This is a genomic window from Collimonas pratensis, from assembly GCF_001584185.1.
GTDB lineage: Bacteria > Pseudomonadota > Gammaproteobacteria > Burkholderiales > Burkholderiaceae_D > Collimonas > Collimonas pratensis.
Window position 1 is genome coordinate 3,439,911 of the sequence record NZ_CP013234.1, and the last position, 19,246, is coordinate 3,459,156.

At 61.3% G+C, this 19,246-nt stretch carries 16 protein-coding genes; 9 read left to right on the plus strand and 7 right to left on the minus strand.

The genetic code is table 11. From position 1 onward, the window contains the following. Positions 1 to 136 precede the first annotated feature (136 nt). Together CPter91_RS15405 and CPter91_RS27195 are read left to right on the plus strand one after the other, a co-directional pair. On the plus strand, positions 137 to 1,252 hold the full coding sequence (locus CPter91_RS15405; RefSeq protein WP_061941753.1) for an alkene reductase: 1,116 nt from the start codon (positions 137 to 139) through the stop codon (positions 1,250 to 1,252). 107 nt (positions 1,253 to 1,359) lie between these two features. Next, positions 1,360 to 1,713 carry a hypothetical protein gene (locus tag CPter91_RS27195; RefSeq protein ID WP_205631608.1) on the plus strand — a complete coding sequence of 118 codons (354 nt, stop codon included), beginning with the start codon at positions 1,360 to 1,362 and terminating at the stop codon, positions 1,711 to 1,713. Positions 1,714 to 2,206: 493 nt separating this feature from the next. Here the strand turns inward: CPter91_RS27195 and sorB are convergent, their stop codons facing one another. Together sorB and sorA are read right to left on the minus strand one after the other, a co-directional pair. After that, on the minus strand, positions 2,207 to 2,539 hold the full coding sequence (gene sorB, locus CPter91_RS15415) for a SorB family sulfite dehydrogenase c-type cytochrome subunit (protein WP_150119717.1): 333 nt from the start codon (positions 2,537 to 2,539) through the stop codon (positions 2,207 to 2,209). A 9-nt stretch (positions 2,540 to 2,548) separates the two neighbouring features. Continuing rightward, a complete protein-coding gene (gene sorA, locus CPter91_RS15420) occupies positions 2,549 to 3,775 on the minus strand; it encodes a SorA family sulfite dehydrogenase catalytic subunit (protein WP_061941759.1) in 1,227 nt (408 codons plus the stop codon). 199 nt (positions 3,776 to 3,974) lie between these two features. Here sorA and CPter91_RS15425 point away from each other — a divergent pair, with 199 nt between their 5' ends. Then, positions 3,975 to 5,162 (plus strand): acyl-CoA dehydrogenase, encoded by a 1,188-nt coding sequence (locus CPter91_RS15425; RefSeq protein ID WP_061941761.1) that lies wholly within the window; start codon positions 3,975 to 3,977, stop codon positions 5,160 to 5,162. A gap of 12 nt (positions 5,163 to 5,174) precedes the next feature. On the opposite strand, the gene CPter91_RS15430 is transcribed toward CPter91_RS15425, so the two are convergent. Then, on the minus strand, positions 5,175 to 6,497 hold the full coding sequence (locus CPter91_RS15430; protein ID WP_061941763.1) for an Nramp family divalent metal transporter: 1,323 nt from the start codon (positions 6,495 to 6,497) through the stop codon (positions 5,175 to 5,177). A gap of 207 nt (positions 6,498 to 6,704) precedes the next feature. On the opposite strand from CPter91_RS15430, the gene CPter91_RS15435 reads away from it, so the two are divergent. The 3 genes from CPter91_RS15435 to CPter91_RS15445 are packed head-to-tail and all read left to right on the plus strand — an operon-like array spanning position 6,705 to position 10,463. Then, on the plus strand, positions 6,705 to 6,971 hold the full coding sequence (locus CPter91_RS15435) for a hypothetical protein (RefSeq protein ID WP_061941765.1): 267 nt from the start codon (positions 6,705 to 6,707) through the stop codon (positions 6,969 to 6,971). Further along, positions 6,971 to 8,644, plus strand: a complete 1,674-nt coding sequence (locus CPter91_RS15440; RefSeq protein WP_061941767.1) for a PA domain-containing protein — start codon at positions 6,971 to 6,973, stop codon at positions 8,642 to 8,644. Before CPter91_RS15435 ends, CPter91_RS15440 begins: the two co-directional genes overlap by 1 nt. Positions 8,645 to 8,681: 37 nt before the next feature. After that, positions 8,682 to 10,463, plus strand: a complete 1,782-nt coding sequence (locus CPter91_RS15445) for a YadA family autotransporter adhesin (RefSeq protein ID WP_061941769.1) — start codon at positions 8,682 to 8,684, stop codon at positions 10,461 to 10,463. Positions 10,464 to 10,534: 71 nt separating this feature from the next. Here the strand turns inward: CPter91_RS15445 and CPter91_RS15450 are convergent, their stop codons facing one another. Next, positions 10,535 to 12,652 carry a TonB-dependent receptor family protein gene (locus CPter91_RS15450; RefSeq protein ID WP_061941771.1) on the minus strand — a complete coding sequence of 706 codons (2,118 nt, stop codon included), beginning with the start codon at positions 12,650 to 12,652 and terminating at the stop codon, positions 10,535 to 10,537. Between the two features lie 321 nt (positions 12,653 to 12,973). Between CPter91_RS15450 and CPter91_RS15455 the strand changes: the two genes are divergently transcribed. From CPter91_RS15455 to CPter91_RS15465, 3 genes are all read left to right on the plus strand, one after another. Next, the gene (locus CPter91_RS15455) at positions 12,974 to 13,399 is read left to right on the plus strand and encodes a DUF4019 domain-containing protein (protein WP_061941773.1); all 426 of its coding nucleotides are present in this window, start codon (positions 12,974 to 12,976) and stop codon (positions 13,397 to 13,399) included. A gap of 557 nt (positions 13,400 to 13,956) precedes the next feature. Continuing rightward, positions 13,957 to 14,859, plus strand: coding sequence for a LysR substrate-binding domain-containing protein (locus tag CPter91_RS15460; protein WP_061941775.1), 903 nt, complete (start codon positions 13,957 to 13,959; stop codon positions 14,857 to 14,859). A 142-nt stretch (positions 14,860 to 15,001) separates the two neighbouring features. After that, on the plus strand, positions 15,002 to 15,616 hold the full coding sequence (locus CPter91_RS15465; protein ID WP_061941777.1) for a cupin domain-containing protein: 615 nt from the start codon (positions 15,002 to 15,004) through the stop codon (positions 15,614 to 15,616). A 32-nt stretch (positions 15,617 to 15,648) separates the two neighbouring features. Here CPter91_RS15465 and CPter91_RS15470 read toward each other — a convergent pair whose 3' ends face one another. From CPter91_RS15470 to CPter91_RS15480, 3 genes are read right to left on the minus strand one after another with little or no spacing between them, the layout of a single operon-like run. Then, positions 15,649 to 17,136 carry an ATP-binding protein gene (locus CPter91_RS15470; RefSeq protein WP_099047210.1) on the minus strand — a complete coding sequence of 496 codons (1,488 nt, stop codon included), beginning with the start codon at positions 17,134 to 17,136 and terminating at the stop codon, positions 15,649 to 15,651. A 4-nt stretch (positions 17,137 to 17,140) separates the two neighbouring features. Beyond that, positions 17,141 to 17,854: a response regulator gene (locus CPter91_RS15475; RefSeq protein ID WP_269465479.1), complete on the minus strand. Its 714-nt coding sequence runs from the start codon at positions 17,852 to 17,854 to the stop codon at positions 17,141 to 17,143. Continuing rightward, positions 17,851 to 19,224 carry an ABC transporter substrate-binding protein gene (locus tag CPter91_RS15480; protein WP_082792869.1) on the minus strand — a complete coding sequence of 458 codons (1,374 nt, stop codon included), beginning with the start codon at positions 19,222 to 19,224 and terminating at the stop codon, positions 17,851 to 17,853. The genes CPter91_RS15475 and CPter91_RS15480 overlap by 4 nt, the downstream gene beginning before the upstream one ends. Positions 19,225 to 19,246: the final 22 nt, after the last annotated feature.

The window sequence follows — 19,246 nt, forward strand, 5'->3', positions numbered from 1 at the left end:
CAGGTTGGGGAATTTGAATGAGATTTTTTAAAACAAATCCGAGACGACCGGTCATTTAACGCATATTGAATTGTTTTGCTTGCAGTAACCCAAACCATCCAGCGCCTGAGCGCGTTTTACTGAAAAAGGAATCAACATGAGTCACAACAAAGAAGCACGTACCGAAGACAGCCTGTTCCAGCCCGCGCGCATCGGCGACATCGAGCTGGCCAACCGGATTGTCATGGCGCCGCTGACCCGCAACCGCGCCGGCGAAGGTAACGTCCCCAACGAACTGAACCTGAAGTATTACGCCCAGCGCGCCTCGGCCGGCCTGATCGTGACCGAAGCGACCCAGGTCTCGGCGCAAGCGCAAGGCTATGCCAACACCCCTGGCCTGCACACGCCGGAACAGGTCGCCGCTTGGAAGAAAATCACCGACGCCGTGCATGCAAAAGGCGGCCGCATCGTGGTGCAGATCTGGCACACCGGGCGCATGTCGCATACTTCCTTCCAGCCGGACGGCAAGGCGCCGCTGGCGCCTTCGGCAATCCGCGCCGACGCCAAGACTTATGTGCCGGGCGAAGGCTTCATCGACACTTCCGTGCCACGCGAAATCACGCAGGCAGAAATCGCAGTAGTCGTAGACGACTTCCGCCAGACCGCGAGACGCGCCCTGGAAGCCGGCTTCGACGGCATTGAAATCCACGGTGCCCACGGCTATTTGCTGGACAGCTTCCTGCGCGACGGCTCCAACCACCGCACCGACAACTACGGCGGCAGCATCGAAAATCGCGCCCGCCTGTTGCTGGAAGTCGTGGCCGCCACCACCGCCGAAATCGGCGGCGGCCGCGTCGGCGTCAGGTTGTCGCCAGTGTCGCCGGTCAACGATTCCAGCGAAAGCGCACCGCAGCCGCTATTCAACTATGTCGTAGAGCAGTTGAACAAATTCGGCCTGGCCTACCTGCACGTAGTAGAAGGCCACACCGGCGGCTCACGCGACAACGCACCGTTCGACTACGAAGCGCTGCACCAGCGTTTCGACGGCGCCTGGCTGGTCAACAACGGCTACGACCGCATGATGGCGCGCCAAGCCATCGCCAGCGGCCACGGCGACCTGGTAGCGTTCGGACGCGCCTTCATCACCAATCCGGACCTGGTTCAGCGCCTGCAGCACAACCTGCCCCTCAACGTCCCCTTCAGCGATGCACCGCTGTATGGCGGCGTTGGCGAACACGGCTACACCGACTATCCGGCACTGACTGACGCATAAGCCTAAGCAAAGTCTTCTCCAATCCCGCTTGCGCACCACCACTTTACGGCGAGCGGGATTTTTTTCGTCTGGGGATTTGTGAGGCTGGCTGGGGAAATGCGGGGGCTGTGGGTTTTGACGTTGGGGTTGGTTTTGACGTTGGGGTTGGTTTTGACGTTGGGGTTGGTTTTGACGCTGGGGTTGGTTTTGACGCTGGGGTTGGTTTTGACGCTGGGGTTGGTTTTGACGCTGGGGTTGGTTTTGACGCTGGGGTTGGTTTTGACGCTGGGGTTGGTTTTGACGCTGGGGTTGGTTTTGACGCTGGGGTTGGTTTTGACGCTGGGGTTGGTTTTGACGCTGGGGTTGGTTTTGACGCTGGGGTTGGTTTTGACGCTGGGGTTGGTTTTGACGTTGTCGTTGTTTTTGAAGTACCCCGCATGCGGACGTTGCCAAATCCGGCGCGCGTCAGCCGGGAATTGTGAGGGGCATGTTTGAGCCGAAGGCGAGTTTTGCCCCTCACCCGGCTGGCGCGCGCCGGATTTGGGGACCCGACCGAAGGGAGGGCAACGGCTGTGCGGTCGCCTTTCTTTGCTTACTTTCTTTGGCGAAGCAAAGAAAGTGAGCGGCTGCCGGGCCGCTCCCGGCTAGTATCCACGGAGTAGCAAACGTTTTAGCAACCCACAGACCGTTCTTGGCATGCCAAGACCTGTGCTCCGTAGCCCGTTAAATAGGGTCGGAGTAATTTTCGCAAAAGGCCGCGAAAAAAAACTCCGACCCTATTTAACTGAATTGCCGTTACTTTTGACGTTTCCCGTATAGACATTGCACAAATTCGAACGCACTTAAAATACCACCGTCCGTGCTCCGTGGGACGTCAAATGGGGTCAGAGTAATTTTCGCAAAAAACGCGAAAAAAAACTCCGACCCCATTTGACTTCGCGGCCGAAATTTAGGCGGAAAAATCTGCCCGAAACTCTATTGAGACGCCGGCTTCTCGCTGCCATAGGTGATCGCCAGGTACTCGCCGATTTGCTTTACTTGGTCGTCGCTCAAGGGCGCGCCATAGGCGTGCTGCATCTTCGTCACCTCCGCCGTCCACTGCGTCAAGGTCATCTTGCCCGGCTGCTGATTGATATAGTCGGCCGAATGGCAAATCGCACACATCTGCGTAGCAATCACATAGCCCGGATGCGTGGAAGGCCGCAACTGCGCCGTCTCCTGCGGCAAAGTGATCGTCACCGGCGCGGCCGAGACAATCAGCGCGACGCCAAGCAAGGCGCCAGCTACCATCATGTTCAGATATTTCATGGCCATCCCCTAAGCGACACTGATCTTGGTGGTTTCAATCACATTACGCGCATAGCCCGCCGGATTCCAGGTCGCCTCCAGCGGCTGCACCTCGCCGCCGTTGGAGGTCGCCCTTACCATCAGCTGCAGCTCCCCTTTGCGCAAAGGCGTCATGCCAAAGCGCCACTCGCGGAAAGAATACTTGCCAAGGTCCTTGCCCAGCACCGCACTCTTCCAGCTCTGTCCGCCATCGGCCGAAATATCCACCGTCCGGATGCCGGTACCGCCGTCAAAGGCAATCCCTTTCAGCTCCAGCCGCCGCCCCGCATGCACCACCGAACCGTCATGCAAACTGGTGATGAATGAACGCGTCTTCAAACGCCCGATCGGCCGCGTCTTGGCCGCCGCAGTGCCCGGCTCCACGCACATGCAATCGTTATCCGGCACCCGGTACGCCGTCGCCATGAAAAAACCGTCGAAAACATGATCCAGCACCTCGATCTGGTTCAGGTGTTTGACCCAGTAAGTGCCGAAATAGCCTGGCACGATCAGTTTGAGCGGATAACCGTTCAGGAAGGGAATGTCCGTTCCATTCATGGCCCAGGCCAGGATAGGCTCGCCGCTCAACGCATGGTCGATATCCAGCGCCTTGATGAAATCCGGCGTGGTCGGCAGCACTGGCTCGTCCAGGCCGTTGAAGCTGACCTGGCGCGCATCGCCCAGCACGCCGGCATGTTCCAGCACCGCCTTCAAGGACACGCCGGTCCAGCGTGCGTTGCCCATGGAGCCATTGCCCAGCTGCGCGCCAAACACCCGTGGTGTTGAGAAGGCGCGGCTGTTGCCGGAACACTGGTTGACCGCCACCACTTCCACCGCCGGCGCCAGCGCCTTCAGTTCGGCCAGCGACAGGGACAACTCGCGCGTCACGCGGCCGCCGATCTTCAAGCGATAACTGTCAGGATCGATAGAGGTCGGTATATTCGCCAGGTGATAACGCACGAAAAATGCATCGTTGGCGGTGATCGGGCCTTCATTGAAAACGCTGAACGGCGTTTCCAGATGCGGCGGCCGCGTGGTGATGCGCATCAGCGGCCGCTTTTGCGGATACGCGACCAGCTCGCGCTCGCCGTTGTCCACCGGGATGCTGACGGTCGCCGCCGCAAAACTCTGCATGGGCGCCAACGCCAGCGAAGTAGCGGCAAACCCGGCCTGCTGCAGAAACCTGCGGCGTGCGCTGCTGCCTTGATTGAATTTCATGCTGGCCTCCTGTCAAAGTTATTGTAATAATGCGAATCGATCTTCTGCTACGTTCAAGAGCACTGATTCCCCGAGCGAACAGCATGGGCGTCATGACAATGACTTTAGTACGATAATGACAAGCGGTAAAGCTAATTACAAAGCTAAGATCTAACTGCAAAACAGGTAGATCGCAGACAAAGACCTCAGGAGAATACGTATGTCCTCATCACACGCCAGCTTCCATTGGGACGACCCGCTTTTGCTGGACCAGCAGCTCAGCGACGAGGAACGCATGGTGCGCGACAGCGCCGCCGCTTACGCACAGGACAAGCTGGCGCCGCGCGTGCTGCTGTCGTTCCGCAATGAACGGACCGATGTCGAGATCTTCCGGGAAATGGGCGCGCTCGGTTTGCTCGGCGCCACCATTCCCGAAGAATACGGCGGCGCCGGCCTCAACTACGTCAGCTACGGCCTGATCGCGCGCGAGATCGAACGCATCGACTCAGGCTACCGCTCCATGATGAGCGTGCAAAGCTCGCTGGTGATGCTGCCGATCTTCGAATTCGGCAACCTGGCCACCAAACAGAAATACCTGCCCAAGCTGGCCAGCGGCGAATTCATCGGCTGTTTCGGCCTGACCGAGCCGGACCACGGTTCCGACCCTGGCAGCATGGTCACGCGCGCGCGCAAGGTCGACGGCGGCTACGCCCTGAGCGGCAGCAAGATGTGGATCACCAACAGTCCGATCGCCGACGTCTTCGTGGTCTGGGCCAAGGACGACGAGGGCGCGATCCGCGGCTTCGTCCTGGAAAAAGGCTGGCAAGGCTTGTCGACGCCGGCGATCCACGGCAAGGTCGGCCTGCGCACTTCGATCACCGGCGAGATCGTCATGGACCAGGTGTTCTGTCCGGAAGAAAATGCCTTCCCCGAGGTCCGTGGCCTCAAAGGTCCGTTCACCTGCCTCAATTCAGCGCGCTTCGGGATCGCCTGGGGTGCACTCGGCGCTGCCGAGTTCTGCTGGCATGCGGCGCGCCAGTACACCATGGAGCGCAAACAGTTCGGCCGGCCGCTGGCCGCCAACCAGCTGGTGCAGCTCAAGCTGGTCAACATGCAGACCGAGATCACCATGGCGCTGCAAGGCTGCCTGCGGCTAGGCCGCATGAAGGAAGAAGGCAGCGCCTCGGTGGAAATCACTTCCATCATGAAGCGCAATTCCTGTGGCAAGTCGCTGGATATTGCTCGTCTGGCGCGCGACATGTTGGGCGGCAACGGCATCTCCGACGAGTTTGGCGTGATCCGCCACCTGGTGAATCTCGAAGTGGTGAATACCTATGAAGGCACGCATGACGTCCATGCCCTGATCCTGGGCCGGGCCCAGACCGGGATCGCCGCCTTCGCCAACTAGCAGGAAAAAAACTCAGCCGACGCCAAATACTTGCAGCACCAGCCAGATATTCGCGGCTGAAATCACGCCGAACAACAGCCACGATATGCTCGCCGTCAGGCGCGAATTCGCAAACGCGCCCATGACGTCGCGGCGACTGGTGAGGCGGATCAGCGGATACATGGCGAACGGCAGCTGCAGGCTGAGCACCACTTGGCTCAGCACCAGCAGGCGGCCGACCGAATGCTCGCCCCAGGTCAGCACGCCGGCCAGCGCCGGCGCCAGTGCCAGGCCACGCGTCAGCAGACGGCGCTGCCAGCATGGAATCTTCAAGTTGAGGAAGCCTTCCATGATGACCTGGCCGGCAATCGTGCCGGTAAATGTCGAGCTCTGGCCTGAGGCCAGCAGCGCCAGGCCGAACAGGATGCCGGCCACGGCACTGCCTGTAATCGGGTCAAGCAAGTGATACGCCTGGTCGATCTCGATCACCGAAGTATTGCCGGTCGCATTGAACGCGCTCGCCGCCAACACCAGGATCGCAGCGTTGACCAGCAGCGCCAGCAGCAGCGAGACGATGGTATCCAGCCGCGACAGCTGTATCGCCTGCCGCCGGCTGCGGTCGTCGTCGGCCACCACCCGCGTCTGCACGATCGACGAATGCAGATACAGATTGTGCGGCATCACCGTCGCCCCCAGGATCCCGATCGCCAAGTACAAGGGCTCGCGGCTGGCCAAGGCACTCAGCGACGGCACCATGCCGGCCGCCACGGCCTGCCAGTCCGGCTTCAAGAATATCAATTCCACGAACAGGCAGGCGGCGATGGTCAGCACCAGCCCCAGGATGATGGCCTCGATCTGGCGGAAGCCCTTGCCCTTCAACCCCAGCACCAGCAGCGTATCGAATGCGGTCAGGAGCACGCCGACCGGCAGCGAAACGCCCAGCAGCAGCTTGAACGCCAGCGCGCAGCCCAGCACTTCGGCCAGGTCACAGGCAATGATCGAAATCTCCGCGAAAAACCACATGCATTTGCCGGCAGCCGGACTGTAGCGCTCGCGCGAATGCACCGCCAGGTCCTTGCCGGTGGCGATGCCCAGCCGCATGCTCAGGCATTGCAGGACGATGGCGGCCAGGCTGGACAGCAGCACCACGAACAGCAGTTGGTAGCCAAACTGCGAGCCAGCCTGGATCGAGGTCGCCCAGTTGCCCGGATCCATGTAGCCGACCGAAATCAGTAAACCCGGGCCGACGAAGCGCAGGATCTTTTTCCAGAACGGACCACTGCTGGGGACGGCGACCGTGCCGGCCACCTCGGATGGACAGAATGGTGCAGTGGCGGTAGTCGGCAAGCTAAGCATGTGGTTTTCCTGGAGATGTTGCCCCAATTCTATATCAGGAAATTTATATAAATAATTGGCTGGATGGTGGCCTCTTTTTTCATCTCGACGGGCATATCAAATGAAAGTAAGGAAAGCCGCATGCAATTAAAACGGCCTCCGCGGACAGGCACAGCGTACCGGCAAGATTTTTCACACCCCGCAGCACCTCATACAGGAGCCTATTCGATGGCAATGCATATCAGCTACCCGTTCAGCGGATTATTCGCCCTGTTGCTGGCTTTCTCAGCAACCGCAGCAGACCAGCCGGCCGCGCCGGCCAATTCCCCCAAGACGAGCACAGCCAGCAACCAGCAGCCGCGCCCAGGCGATGGCGTCAGAGTGGAGGAAACCGAGTCAGCGCCGCTAGTCGCGGTAAAGGGCGCAGACGGCCGCATCACGGTGCAGCACTCCAGCGACACCTCGGAGCAGCAAAAGAAAGAGCAGGCCCGCTGATGAAAAAGCTCGTCTGCTATGCCGGCTTTTTAGCCCTTCTCGGCGCCATGCCGACAGTACACGCCGCCGATTTCATCCTGGTCAACCAGGATGCGCCGGGAGCCGGCCTGAACGACCTGACGGCGGCAGCGCCGGTGGGCGGCAATCCCGGCAAGACTCTGGGAGAACAGCGGCGCCTGGTCTATCAGTTTGCACTCGAAATGTATGGCAGCTTGCTCAACAGTGCAGTACCGGTGCGGGTGCGGGCGTCCTTTGCTTCGCTCGGCAAGAACGCGGCCGGCAACAACATACTGGGGCAGGCGGGCCCGACCAGCAGCTACATGAATTTCTTCAATCGGCCGCTACCCGATACGGTGTATAACGTCGCGCTTGCAAATGCCCTGAGCGGCGCGAAGATCAACGTCGGGGAAGATGATATCAATTCGCAATTCACCACCGATATCGATGTTGGCGGCCAGGGCTGGTATTACGGGCTGGATGGCAGGACGCCAAAGGGACAAACCAATTTCCTCGATGTGGTCACCCACGAGATCGGCCACGGACTGGGTTTTACCGGCGACAACGCGGCAAGCCGCGCGGTCGGCAGCCCCAGCCGCATCTATAACCGCTACATACGCACTGCCGACGGACTCGACTGGAGCGCAATGAATCTGGCGCAACGCAACGCTGCCCAGATCAGCGACAAGCTGGTGTGGAGCGGTCCGCAAGTCACTGCGGAAGTGCCGCTCAAACTGCAGCCAGAGCTTGCTCTGCACATTTCGGCACCGGCGGCCGCGGTCGGCGACAATCCGTTCGCCACTGCCGATTTCGGTTCGGCGGCAAGCAGTACGGCGTTTACCGGCAATCTGGTGCAAGCCACCTATGCAGATGCCGGCAATGTCATCCATACCGACGGCTGCCTGCCGATCACCAACGGTGCGGCACTTGCCGGCCGCATAGCCTTGATCGACCGCGGCGTCTGCAATTTCTCGCAGAAGACGCTGTATGCCCAACAGGCCGGTGCGGTGGCGGTGATCATCGCCAGCAATAAACCGGACGCACTGGCGCCCATGGCTGCCGGCGATGCCAACGTGGCGGCACAGATCACCATCCCGACCGTACTTGTAACGCAAGCACTAGGAAATCAGCTCAAAGCGAATCTGCAAGGACTGGTCGCCGGCGGTATCGGTCCCTATGCCGACCATCGCTTGGCTGCCGTACTGACGGACGGCGTCGATGCGGCAGGCCATGCCATGCGGCATGTCAAGCTGTACGCGCCGCCCGGATTCCTGCCGGGATCGAGCGTTTCCCATTTCGACCAGCTTACCGTGCCGACGGCGCTGATGGCGCCAAGCGCCAGCGCGACCGTCATTGCCCAGGCCGACCTTGACCTGACGCCGGCGCTGTTCATGGATATCGGCTGGACTGTCAACCGCGGCAACCTGAACCTGCTCGATTGCGCCACCAGCGTGCCGGTCTCTTCTCCCGGCGGCCTGATCCCGGGCGCCAACGCCATGACCAATCTCAAACTGTGCGCCAAGACTTCCGCCACCGTCGGCGATTACCGCGACTGCACCGGCCGCTACATCCAGTCGCGCCTGGAAGCCAAGCTGTTCAAGCCGGCGCAGGCACAGAGCCTGAAGATGTGCCTGGTCGGCAGCAAAGCTGATGCGCAATATGCGGCCTGGCACTGAGCCGTTCCAATCCTTTACCTTAGTCTAGGGAATCCTGATGAAGAATAAGCAAACCAGAGTTGGCGTACCGGCCGTTTCGCTGTTGCAAATGAGCCTGTGCGTCGCGGTGTTGAGCTGGCTGCCGCTGGAAGCTAGCGCGCAGCTTGTGCCATCCTACTTTGACGCCAACGGCTTGAAGGACGGCAGCGACAACGCCCAGGCCAGCGGCGCCGACGCCGTGGCTGCCGGCAACGCCAGCGTGGCTTCAGGCGCGCAAGCCACGGCCTTGGGCAGCGGCGCCTTGGCCAGCGACCAGAATACAACGGCCGTAGGCGCCTATGCCGCTGCGGCCAAGGCCAATGCTTCGGCGCTCGGCGCCAACAGCTTTGCCGGCGAGGCCGGCAGCACTGCTGTAGGAGCAAACGCCAGTGCGCTCGGCGTCAACGCCACGGTGGTAGGCGAATCGGCCCTGGTCAATGGCAAGAACAGCACCGCGCTGGGACGGCTGAGCCGCGCCAGCACCGACAACAGCGTCGCGCTGGGCGCCAACTCGGTGGCCGAGCGTGCCAACACGGTATCGGTCGGCAGCGTGCAAAGCGTGACCGACAGCGACGGCAATGTGACCGCGCCGTTCCAGCGCCAGATCATCAATGTCGCGGCCGGCACACAGGACAACGACGTCACCAACCTTGCCCAGTACCGCAACCTGGCGGCCGCGCTGGGCGGCAATGCCTCCGTCAACGCTGCCGGCGCACTGGTGGCGCCCTCCTACGTGATCCAGGGCGCCAGTTCTGCCAAGGTGGGGGATGCTTTCTCTGCGGTAGACATCTGGCTGACCGGCATGCGTTCGTCGCTCAGCAGCCTGGATACGCGTGTGGTCGGTATCGATAGCCGCGCCACCAAACTGGAACAGACCGTCGGCGCCACCACGACTACGACCACCAATAGCGCCAATACATTGAGCGCCGACCTCAGCGCCACTACCAAAACGGCCAACAACTCGGCTCAGTATGGGAGCGGCGGCACGGCGCTGGTGCTGAACGCTAACAACGGCGCCGGCACCGTCATCAACAATGTGGCAGCCGGCGTTGCCGCCAGCGACGCCGCCAACGTCGGTCAGCTGAGCGACATGCAAAAAGCCCTGGTATCGCTATTCAACAGCGGCGCCTGCAAGATCGGCGCCAGCGGCAGCGTCGCTTGCGGCAATGGTGTCTCGGCCAAGGGCGCCAACGCCATCGCCCAGGGCACCAATGCCAGCGCCAATGGCGACAACACCGTGGCGCTGGGCGCCGGCGCTACCGCCAGCTTCAACGGCTCGGTAGCGATCGGCGCGGGCGCGCAGGCGATTGCCGATCCGGCGACGGCGATCGGCAACAATGCGATTGCCAGCGGCAATAACTCAGTGGCAGTCGGCGCCAATGCCGTGGCCTCAGCTTCCAACTCGGTGGCGCTGGGACAAGGCTCGCTGGCGACACGCGCGAATACCGTATCGGTCGGCTACATCGGCGGCGAGCGGCAGATCGCCAATGTGGCTCCAGGCACGCTCGGCACCGATGCCGTCAACCTCAACCAGATGCAAGCATCGGCGCAGGATACGCTGAACCAGAGCAAGAGCTACGCTGCCCGCGCCACCGCCCAGGCCATGGCGATCCCGCGCGTGTATATCGCGCGTGGAGACAACAGCGGCATCGCAATAGGCACCGCCAGCTATGGCGGCTACGGTGCGCTCGGCATCGCTTTCGCCTCCAGCGTTTCCCAGCATACCCAGCTGGCAGTCGGCGCCAGTGCCGCCAACGGCGGGCAGCTGGCGATCCAGGGCAGCGGCAGCTTCTCCTGGTAGCAGCAAGAAAAAACGGAAGCCCATCACACTGGCTTCCATTCTTTTACTACCCGCCCCGGTTCCGCTATATATCAGAAGGCGATGCGGCCCTGCACGTACACCATGCGCGGCGCACCCACCAGCTTGCCGATATTGGAATCGGTGGTGCGGGTAAAATAACGCTTGTCGGTCAGGTTGTTGAGGCCGGCCAGAAGTTCCGTCCCCTTCAGGCCAGGCACCTTCCAGTTGACTTGCGCGTTCCAGGTGCGGAAGCCGGGAATCTCGCCGTTGCCGCCGTTCGCGCTTTCGGCGATGGTGTTGGCGTTGTCGGCAAACTGCCGGCTTTGATGCGTGGTCGACAGATCGAAACCCCAGGCGCCGACGGCGTAGCGGGCGCCGATGGTGTCGGTGTTGCGCGAGTAGAACGGCACGTCGAGGCCGGCGGTCGGGCCGGATTTCTGCAAGGCACGGGTGTAGGTGTAGTTGGCGTAGACGCTCAGGCCAGCCAGGGCTCCCGCCTTGTCGAAAGCATAGTCGAGCGCGGTCTCGATGCCGTCGTGGCGGGTAGCGCCGATATTCTGGAACACCGCCGGTGAACTGCCAGCCACTTGCTGGATCTGGTTATCGAAACGGATATCGAAGGCGGTGATCTCCGCCGACAATTGTGCACTCTTCCAGCGCGCACCGATTTCAGCAGTCTTCGCCACTTCCGGCACCAGCGGATTGCCGCCGATGGCTGCAGTCAGCTGGGTGTTCTGGACCGGGCCGAACGAGCTGCTGTAATTGCTGAACAGCGTCAGGTTCTGGTTCAGCAGATAGGCCACGCTGAGCGACGGCAAGGCTTTGTTGTTATCGATCGGGAATACCGGGCCATTGAGGACGTCGGTGCGGGTTGAACGAATATGCTCGTAGCGGATGCCGGGCGTGATGCGCCAGTCGCCCAGCGCAATCTTGTCGTCGATATAGACCGCATGAGCGCCGGTAAAATTATCGTAAGAACTGGACAGCGGCGCCGCGATCCCGGTCGCCACCAAGGTGTTGTAGACCTGATCGTTGCCGGTTTCCCGGATATAACGGTAGCCGACCGTGACATCGTTGGTGCTGCCGCCGAAGTTGAAGCGTTGCGTATAGCGCGGCTCTATGCCGAGCGTCTGGTAGGTACGCGGCTGATGGCCGAGGACTTTGCCGCTGATCAGCGTACTTTGGCGGAAACTCTCGCTGTAGTAGGTGCGGATCTCGAATTCCTGGGTATCGGAAATCGTATTCAGGTAGCCGATGTCGGCGCCCTTGCGCGTGCCGCTCCAGAAATCGGTGGGCCGGGTGTTCTGGAAAGGATTGGCGGCATACTGCGCCGCAGTCAGGCCGCCCGGCGTCTGCGAGCGCACATCGTAGTACGACAGCTTGCCGTAGATCTCCGAACTCGGGCTCAGCTGGTAGCGGTATTTCAAGGCGAAATCGTTGACCGTCTCGCCGCTGTTGGCGCGCCAGCCGGAACCGTCGGCGCCGGAATACAGCACTGCCAGGCCAAGGCCGTTATCGAGCTGGCTGCCGACAAAGGCGCTGTACTGGCGCTCGGCGCCGCCCGCCTCGGTGTAGTTGTTGGTGCGCACGGTAGCGTCGCCGTTGAAACCGGGTTCGGTCGGAATCGCACGGGTCTTGAAATTGATAATGCCACCGACGTTCTGCGGCCCGAAACGGACCGAGCCTGCGCCGCGCACGACGTCAATCGATTCGATGTTGTTCAGGCTGACCGGGGCAAACGACAGTTGCGGCTGGCCGTAGGGCGCCACCGCCATCGGGATGCCGTCGAGCAGCACGGTAGAGCGCGGCGAATAACGTCCAGCCAGGCCGCGTACGCCAATATTCAGCGCGATTGCACTGCCGGCGGAGCCGGAGTTGTCGCTGACCTGGACGCCGGGAATGCGGCGCATGACGTCGCCGATGCTGGCGGCGCCGGAATCCTCGATATCCTCTTTCTTGACGACGGTACGCGCGCCGGGATAGCGTTTGACGCTGTTTTGCAGGCCGGTGCCGAGCCAGTCGCCGCTGACCTGGATCGATTCCAGCGTATGCTCTTCAGCGGCAGCGGTCGGCACGTCGGCCTGTTGCGCATGCAGCGTCGCCGGCAAGGCCAGCACCGCCAGCGCCAAGGTAACGGCAGCCGAGCAGCGCGTGGGATTCAGAGTCTGGGGAAGTTCGAGGGCTGCCATGCGGTTTATTCTCCTGGTACGCGTCATGTCCGCACTGGCTGTTCTATTGCTACGCGACATGGTCGGGAACGGGAGATACTGGCTAGCGGTGAGTTAGGGCCTAAGCAAAGATCGAAACAATAATGATTCTCATTATATGTGTCAATGCAAACCCTGAGAATGTTGTTTTTCAATCTCGTCGCTGCACTTCGTTACCCGGCGGCATCGGCTGTAGAGCTGCATTGCAAATAGCTGGCGCAACCCCTATGATCTGAGCGTACCGGCAAGCTATGCATCCACCATCTGTGCGACCTACGGAACTCATCCAGGGGGAAACGGAAAATGAAAACCATACTAGCGCTAACCGCCGCCATGCTGCTGGCAAGCGCAGCCCCCTCTTTTGCTGCCGACCCGCAAGCCGAAATTTTCAAGCAGGCTGAAACCGCCGCCAAGGCATGGATCGCGCTGACCGACGCCGGCAAATACGGCGAGAGCTGGGAACGCGCCGGCACCTATTTCAAGACCGGCATTTCCAAGAACACCTGGGAGACCGGCGTGCGTTCCTTGCGGGCGCCGCTTGGCAGCGTCAAGACGCGCGAGCTCAAAAGCACGGAGTATGCGACCACCCTGCCCGGCGCGCCGGACGGCGAATACGTCGTGATCCAGTACGAGACCCAGTTCGAAAACAAGAAGTCGGCGCAGGAGACGATTACGCCCATGCGTGAAAAAGACGGCAGCTGGAAAGTCTCAGGCTATTTCATCCGCTGACGGCGAGAACAAACCGGGGCCAGGAACAAAGTGGGAAAGGGAGTATAAAAGCGGGGGAGTATAAAAGCGAGGAGTACAAAGAGGGTGCACAAAAGCAGGATGCGGCGCGTAATGCAGGTGCAGAACGGCAGGTGCAGAACGGCAGGTACAGAAAGGTGCAGGGAGACGTGGGACGGGGTTCGATCTAACCCCCGGATCCGAAAGCCACCTTGTGAGGGCCTCGAAATCTCTACATGCAGGGCGCCTTGTGGGCAAATCTGGACATAACCAGAAATCTTCAGTTCAGGCGACGGCGCCGATCAGCCTGAGTCAGCATTGAACCGTGGTTCAATCAAAAATCCATGTGACAAACGTTGATTGCTGTGGTGCACAACAACATTTTCAGTGCACACAGTGTCACAAGAATGGAATATCATGTCCACTCACAAATTCGTATGTGCCATAGCCGTTTGTTATAGCAGTCTCCAACGCTATCTCGGATGGTTTTTGTTGCAGCGCTTATACCTTAGCAGCGCCATGCACGCACGAGACCGCACTCTTGCCCTGACATAACAATCATGATTCGTTTCCGCCAAATCGAAGCCTTTCGTTCGCTGATGATCTCCGGCACCAGCGTCTCGGCCGCCCGCCGCATGCACGTGACGCAGCCGGCAATCAGCCGGTTGATTGCCGATCTTGAGGCCGATCTCGGCTTCCGCCTGTTCAACCGCGCCAAGGGCCGGCTGGAGCCGACCAATGCCGGGGTACGCTTCTACAAGGCGGTGGAGGAAAATTTCCTGGGCCTGGAGCGCCTGATGCAGGTAGCCGGCAACATCCGCCATGAAGCGCCGGAAGGCTTGACCATCGCCTGCCTGCCGGTGCTGTCCACCACCCTGCTGCCGGAAGTGCTGCAACGCTTCTTCAAGCAGCATCCGGATGTCTCGGTCAAGATCGACAGCTGCACCGTGCCTGAAATCCTGGTCAGCCTGCAGGATCTCAAGGTCGACATGGCGCTCAGCCTGGCGTTTCCGCCATTCGCCGGCATCGAAGTCGAACCGATCATGGAAGCCACCGTGCTGTGCGCGATGCTGGCGACCCATCCGCTGGCGCAAAAGGAGATCGTCCTGCCGGAAGACCTGGACGGCGAAAACGTCATCGGCTGGATGCCCAACAGCGCCCAATCCTACGACCGCGAACTGTCGACCCTGAAGGCAGCGGCGATCCGCCCCAACTACACGATCCAGACCCACACCTCGCACACCCGCTATGCCATGGTCGCCAACGGCTTCGGCGTGGCCATCGTGGAACCGTTCGCAGCCAAGATCTGGCGTCCGCACGGCGTCGTCACGCGGCCCTTCAAGGCCGACATCACCTACAAGTATGTACTGGCCTACCCTAGCGGCGGCATCCGCTCCGAGCTCGCCCACGATTTGCGCGAAGCCGCGCTGCACGTGGCAAAGAACTATTCCTTCGGCCTGTAATGAAAAGCTACATCCCATGCCGTTGCATTGACATCGTAGGGTGGGCAGGTTCTTTTGCCCACGCGGTAGCAAGTTCCGTCCGCGTGGGCACGGGTGCCCACCCTACTCGACTACTCCTTCGGCCTGTAAAAAAGGAAAACGCATGTACACGCCCGCAAGACTGATCCAGCATTTGAGTGCTTATCTTGAAGAGCTGGAGCAGCTCATTGCGGCCGGCGCCGGCGGTTTGCCGGCCGAGGCGCTCAACATCAAGCATTACCTGGAAACACTGCACGCCCTGCCCGCGCAGCAGCGCCTGACTGCCGCACATATCCGGCACGGCCTGGCGCTGGAAACCCATCCGGAAGGCGGTTTCTACCGCGAATTCATTCGCAACCAGGCGTACACCGTGATTTTCTATCTGCTGCCGGAACAGGCGATTTCCAGCTGGCACAGCCTGCAGGACACCGAAGAGAGATTCAAGCTGATTTCGGGCGACTCGCTGGTCATCCCCAAGATTACTGCCGACGGCATCTGGAAATCGGCGGAAGCGGTGACTGACGACAACGACGTCGTCATCGAAAAAAATGCCGCCGGATTCGGCGACTGGTTCGGCGCCTATCCAAGCGGAGAATATGGCCTGGTCACCTGCGAATGCAGAGGGCCGTTCGAGTTCGCCAAGTTCAAGATCGCTGGCCAGGAAGACGTCGGCGCGTTCCGGCGCCACAACCTGGAACATGCGCAGCTCATCGACCGGCTCACCCCCAAGAACTGCTAAAGAACACCGCCCTGCCGATCGGCGCAATCCGATCAAGTCTGCGGCAAGACAATGGTTGCCACCAGGCCGCCATCCGGATGATTGCGCAATAGCAGTTCGCCGCCGTGCGCCTGCACGATATTGCGCGCGATCCCCAGCCCCAGCCCCATGCCGCCGGCATTCTGGTCGCGTCCATGCTCCAGCCGCGTGTAGGGATCGAACAAGCTGAGCAAGGCTTCTTCCGGCACGCCTGGGCCATGGTCGCGGATCTGGATCTGGATATTCGCACCCGACTCATTGATCAGGCTGGCGACCGAGACTTCCACCTTCTGGCCGTAATGCAGGGCGTTATCGAACAGGTTGCCGATGGCGCGCTTGAGCGCCAGCGGCTTGGCCATCACCGTCAGCCCCGATTCGCTGAACGCCACCTCGTGCCCCGCCATGCGGGCATCGCGGATCATGCGCAGGATCAGGGCATCGAGCCGCACCTCGGTGCGATTCTCATGGATGTCGCTATCCTTGACCGATTGCAAAGCGCCCTTGACCATCATGTCGAGCTCGTCCAGGTCTTCATGGAATTCGCTGCGCAGCTCTTCGTCGTCCAGCAGTTCGGTGCGCAGCTTGAGGCGCGTGATCGGGGTGCGTAGATCGTGCGAGATCGAAACAAACAAGCGTTCGCGGTCATCCAGGTAGCGCTTGATGCGTTCGCGCATGGCGCGGAAAGCGCGCGCCGTCTTGACGAATTCACGGCTACCGGTTTCCGGCAGTTCCGGCGGCGCTTCACCCTTGCCAAAGGCATCGGCGGCGTCCGACAGCGCCGCCAGCGGCCGCGTGGTCCAGCGCACCACCAGGATCGACAGCAGCAGCACGGTCGCCAGCGACACGCCCTGCAGCAGCAGGCGTTCGGCCGACAAAGGATTGTCGGTATCAAGGAAATACGGATTCGGCATCAGCGCCGCCAGGTACAGCCAGTTACCGGGTTCCAGCTCGGTCTGGATCACCAGCACCGGCGCCGGATTCGGCTTGATCAGCAAGGTATGCTGGACCCAGCTGTCCGGCAGGTCCGCCACCTTCAGGCCGTCGCTGGAGACTATCAAGTCGTCGGGCCAGGCAAACGCCAGGCGGAAGCCGGGCAGGAACGGCAGGTCGGTTTTCAGGGTCGCGCCGATCTCGCCCAGCGCCATGTTGGCGAGCGGATTGTCGCCGATCTTGTGGATGGTGATCGGACCGTCGTTGGTGTTGACGAAAAAGCGCGTGCCGCCCATCTCGCGCAACTGCTGGATCAGGATCGGCCGGTAGTTGGCCGGCAGGCTCATGAAAAAACGGACCGCACTGGCGGCGCTGTGGGCCAGATGCTGGGACGCGGTCCTGGTCTCGACTTCGGCCTTGCTGCGCAGCTGCGCCGACCAGATCAGGCCGCCGGCCAGCTGCGTCACCAGCACGCCGAACACCATCACCACCGACAGGCGGCCCAGCAGCGTATGCGGCAACAGCCAGGACAGCAGCCGGTTGTAGCCGGCCGACCAGCTCGCTCTCGACATGGCGTCAGCTGTGCGCGGCCGTGACATCGGCCGAGAATACATAGCCGACGCCGCGCACGGTCTTGATCAAATGCGGATCCTTGCCGCCGTCGTTGAGGCGCAGGCGCAGCTTGCTGATCTGCACATCGAGCGAACGGTCCAGCGGGCCGACATCGCGGCCACGGGTTTCTTCGCACAGCACACCGCGATCCAGCACATCGCCGGGATGTTCGACAAAATATTTCAGCAGCTGGTAATCGAGGCCGGTCAGCGCCACCAGCTGGCCGTCAGGATCGCTCAGGGTACGCTCCACCGTATCCAGGGTGAAGCCGACAAAGCGGTAATAGCGCGGCGCCGCCGTGCTGTCGATGCCGCTGCGGCGGTGGATGGCCTTGATGCGCGCCAGCAGTTCGCGCGGGCTGTAGGGCTTGGCGATATAGTCGTCGGCGCCCAGCTCGAGGCCGACCACGCGATCGGTTTCATCGGAGCTGGCGGTGAGCATGATGATCGGCACGTTCGACTTGCGGCGTACCGTCTTGCACAAGGCGAAGCCGTCGGTATCCGGCAGCATCACGTCCAGGATCACCAGCGACAGTTCTTCCGAATAACGCTGGAACTCGGCCAGGAAAGCTTCGCCGTTATGCGCCAGGCGCACTTCGTACTGGTTCTTTTCCAGGTAGGCTTTCAGCAGCGTCCGGGTTTTCTGGTCGTCGTCAACGATGAGTATCTTGCGCATTATTCCAATTTTCCTGTTTTCGTCACGGTCCGCGCAATGCTGGCGAGCTTGCGCTGGACATCGCTCTCGGACATCTTGTCGTCGATGAAGTAACGATGCACTTCGGCGACGATGGCGTCCTTGGCGGTTTCATCAGCGGCCATGCGGTGCACCAGGCTCGGCGCCTGGTAGGCACTACCCTTGCTGAACGCGGCCCAAGAGGCGCGCGCGCAGCTGTCCATTTTCGACAAATCCGGCGCACGCCACACCGAGATCGCGCCCTTGAGCTGATTGTATGCGGTTTGCACCGGCTGCGACATGATGATCTGCGCCAGCTTTTCCTGTGCCGGCTGGTGCGAATAATCGCCGGCGAACATGGCCAGGGTATCGACACTATACAGGTGGTAGTCGGCGGTGCCGGGCACTGTAGTGCAGGCAAAGTCCTGGTCGGTGTTCAGGCCCCAGGCCAGCAGTTCGCCCTTGGCCCAGTCGCCCATCACGAACATGGCGGCCTCGCCGTCAGCCAGCTGGCGCGTCATGTCGGGCCAGGGCCGTTCCCTGAGCGGCGTCGGCATCCACTCCTTGAGGGCGCGCAAGCGTTTCAGCGCATGCGTCATGCGCTGGTCGCCAAAGGCCAGCGGATTGAGATCGACAAACAGCGAACGGTAGTAGGCCGGACCGCTTTCCGCCAGCACCAGCGTTTCAAACAAGGTGGCGACCTGCCAGGCTTCGCTGCTTTGCGCCAGCGGCGTGATGCCGGCTTGCTTGAGCTTGTCGGCGACCCGGCCGAAATCGGCCCAGGTCTTCGGTGGCGTTAAATTCAGGCGATCGAAGATTTTCTTGTTATAGAACAGGTTGTTGATCCGATGGATGCCGAGCGGCGCCGCCACCACGTGGCCGCGGTTGAGCACCAGCGACCAGACGGTAGGGAACAGCAGCTTTTGCCAGTTGCCGGGCGTGGCGACGTCGTCCAGTTCCAGCAGCAGGCCGAGATCCGCCCATTCGCCGAACACGATGCCGTTGAGCTGGGTCGCTTCCGGCGCCTTGCCGGCCAACACCATGCTCTTCAGCACCTTGCTGGCGCCGAGGCCGGCGCCGCCGGGGATGGCGGCATCGCGCCACTGGATATTTTCGTCGGCCAGCTTGCCGGCGATGACGTCAACCGCCTTGCGCTCACCGGCCGAAGTCCACCAGTGCAGCACCTGCAAGGAAGCCGGCGGCTGGCTGGCGCCGACAGCGGGCGTCAAGCCGGCGGCGCCTGCCGCACTGCCGGCGCCGCTCAACAGACAGCCAAACGCCAGCAACGCTATCCAGTTGCGATAGGCTGTCAGCCACCTTCCCCCGTTATCCGTGCCTTGCCCCGAGAGCCGTTTCGGCAGTCGCGTATCAATCATGTGTGCCTTGTTGATATTTTTA

Bases quoted from the DNA above. Each gene is read 5' to 3' on its own strand.
- CPter91_RS15405 (WP_061941753.1), top strand. From the start codon at position 137: ATGAGTCACAACAAAGAAGCACGTACCGAAGACAGCCTGTTCCAGCCC.
- sorB (WP_150119717.1), bottom strand. From the start codon at position 2,539: ATGAAATATCTGAACATGATGGTAGCTGGCGCCTTGCTTGGCGTCGCG.
- sorA (WP_061941759.1), bottom strand. From the start codon at position 3,775: ATGAAATTCAATCAAGGCAGCAGCGCACGCCGCAGGTTTCTGCAGCAG.
- CPter91_RS15425 (WP_061941761.1), top strand. From the start codon at position 3,975: ATGTCCTCATCACACGCCAGCTTCCATTGGGACGACCCGCTTTTGCTG.
- CPter91_RS15430 (WP_061941763.1), bottom strand. From the start codon at position 6,497: ATGCTTAGCTTGCCGACTACCGCCACTGCACCATTCTGTCCATCCGAG.
- CPter91_RS15435 (WP_061941765.1), top strand. From the start codon at position 6,705: ATGGCAATGCATATCAGCTACCCGTTCAGCGGATTATTCGCCCTGTTG.
- CPter91_RS15440 (WP_061941767.1), top strand. From the start codon at position 6,971: ATGAAAAAGCTCGTCTGCTATGCCGGCTTTTTAGCCCTTCTCGGCGCC.
- CPter91_RS15445 (WP_061941769.1), top strand. From the start codon at position 8,682: ATGAAGAATAAGCAAACCAGAGTTGGCGTACCGGCCGTTTCGCTGTTG.
- CPter91_RS15450 (WP_061941771.1), bottom strand. From the start codon at position 12,652: ATGGCAGCCCTCGAACTTCCCCAGACTCTGAATCCCACGCGCTGCTCG.
- CPter91_RS15455 (WP_061941773.1), top strand. From the start codon at position 12,974: ATGAAAACCATACTAGCGCTAACCGCCGCCATGCTGCTGGCAAGCGCA.
- CPter91_RS15460 (WP_061941775.1), top strand. From the start codon at position 13,957: ATGATTCGTTTCCGCCAAATCGAAGCCTTTCGTTCGCTGATGATCTCC.
- CPter91_RS15465 (WP_061941777.1), top strand. From the start codon at position 15,002: ATGTACACGCCCGCAAGACTGATCCAGCATTTGAGTGCTTATCTTGAA.
- CPter91_RS15470 (WP_099047210.1), bottom strand. From the start codon at position 17,136: ATGTCGAGAGCGAGCTGGTCGGCCGGCTACAACCGGCTGCTGTCCTGG.
- CPter91_RS15480 (WP_082792869.1), bottom strand. From the start codon at position 19,224: ATGATTGATACGCGACTGCCGAAACGGCTCTCGGGGCAAGGCACGGAT.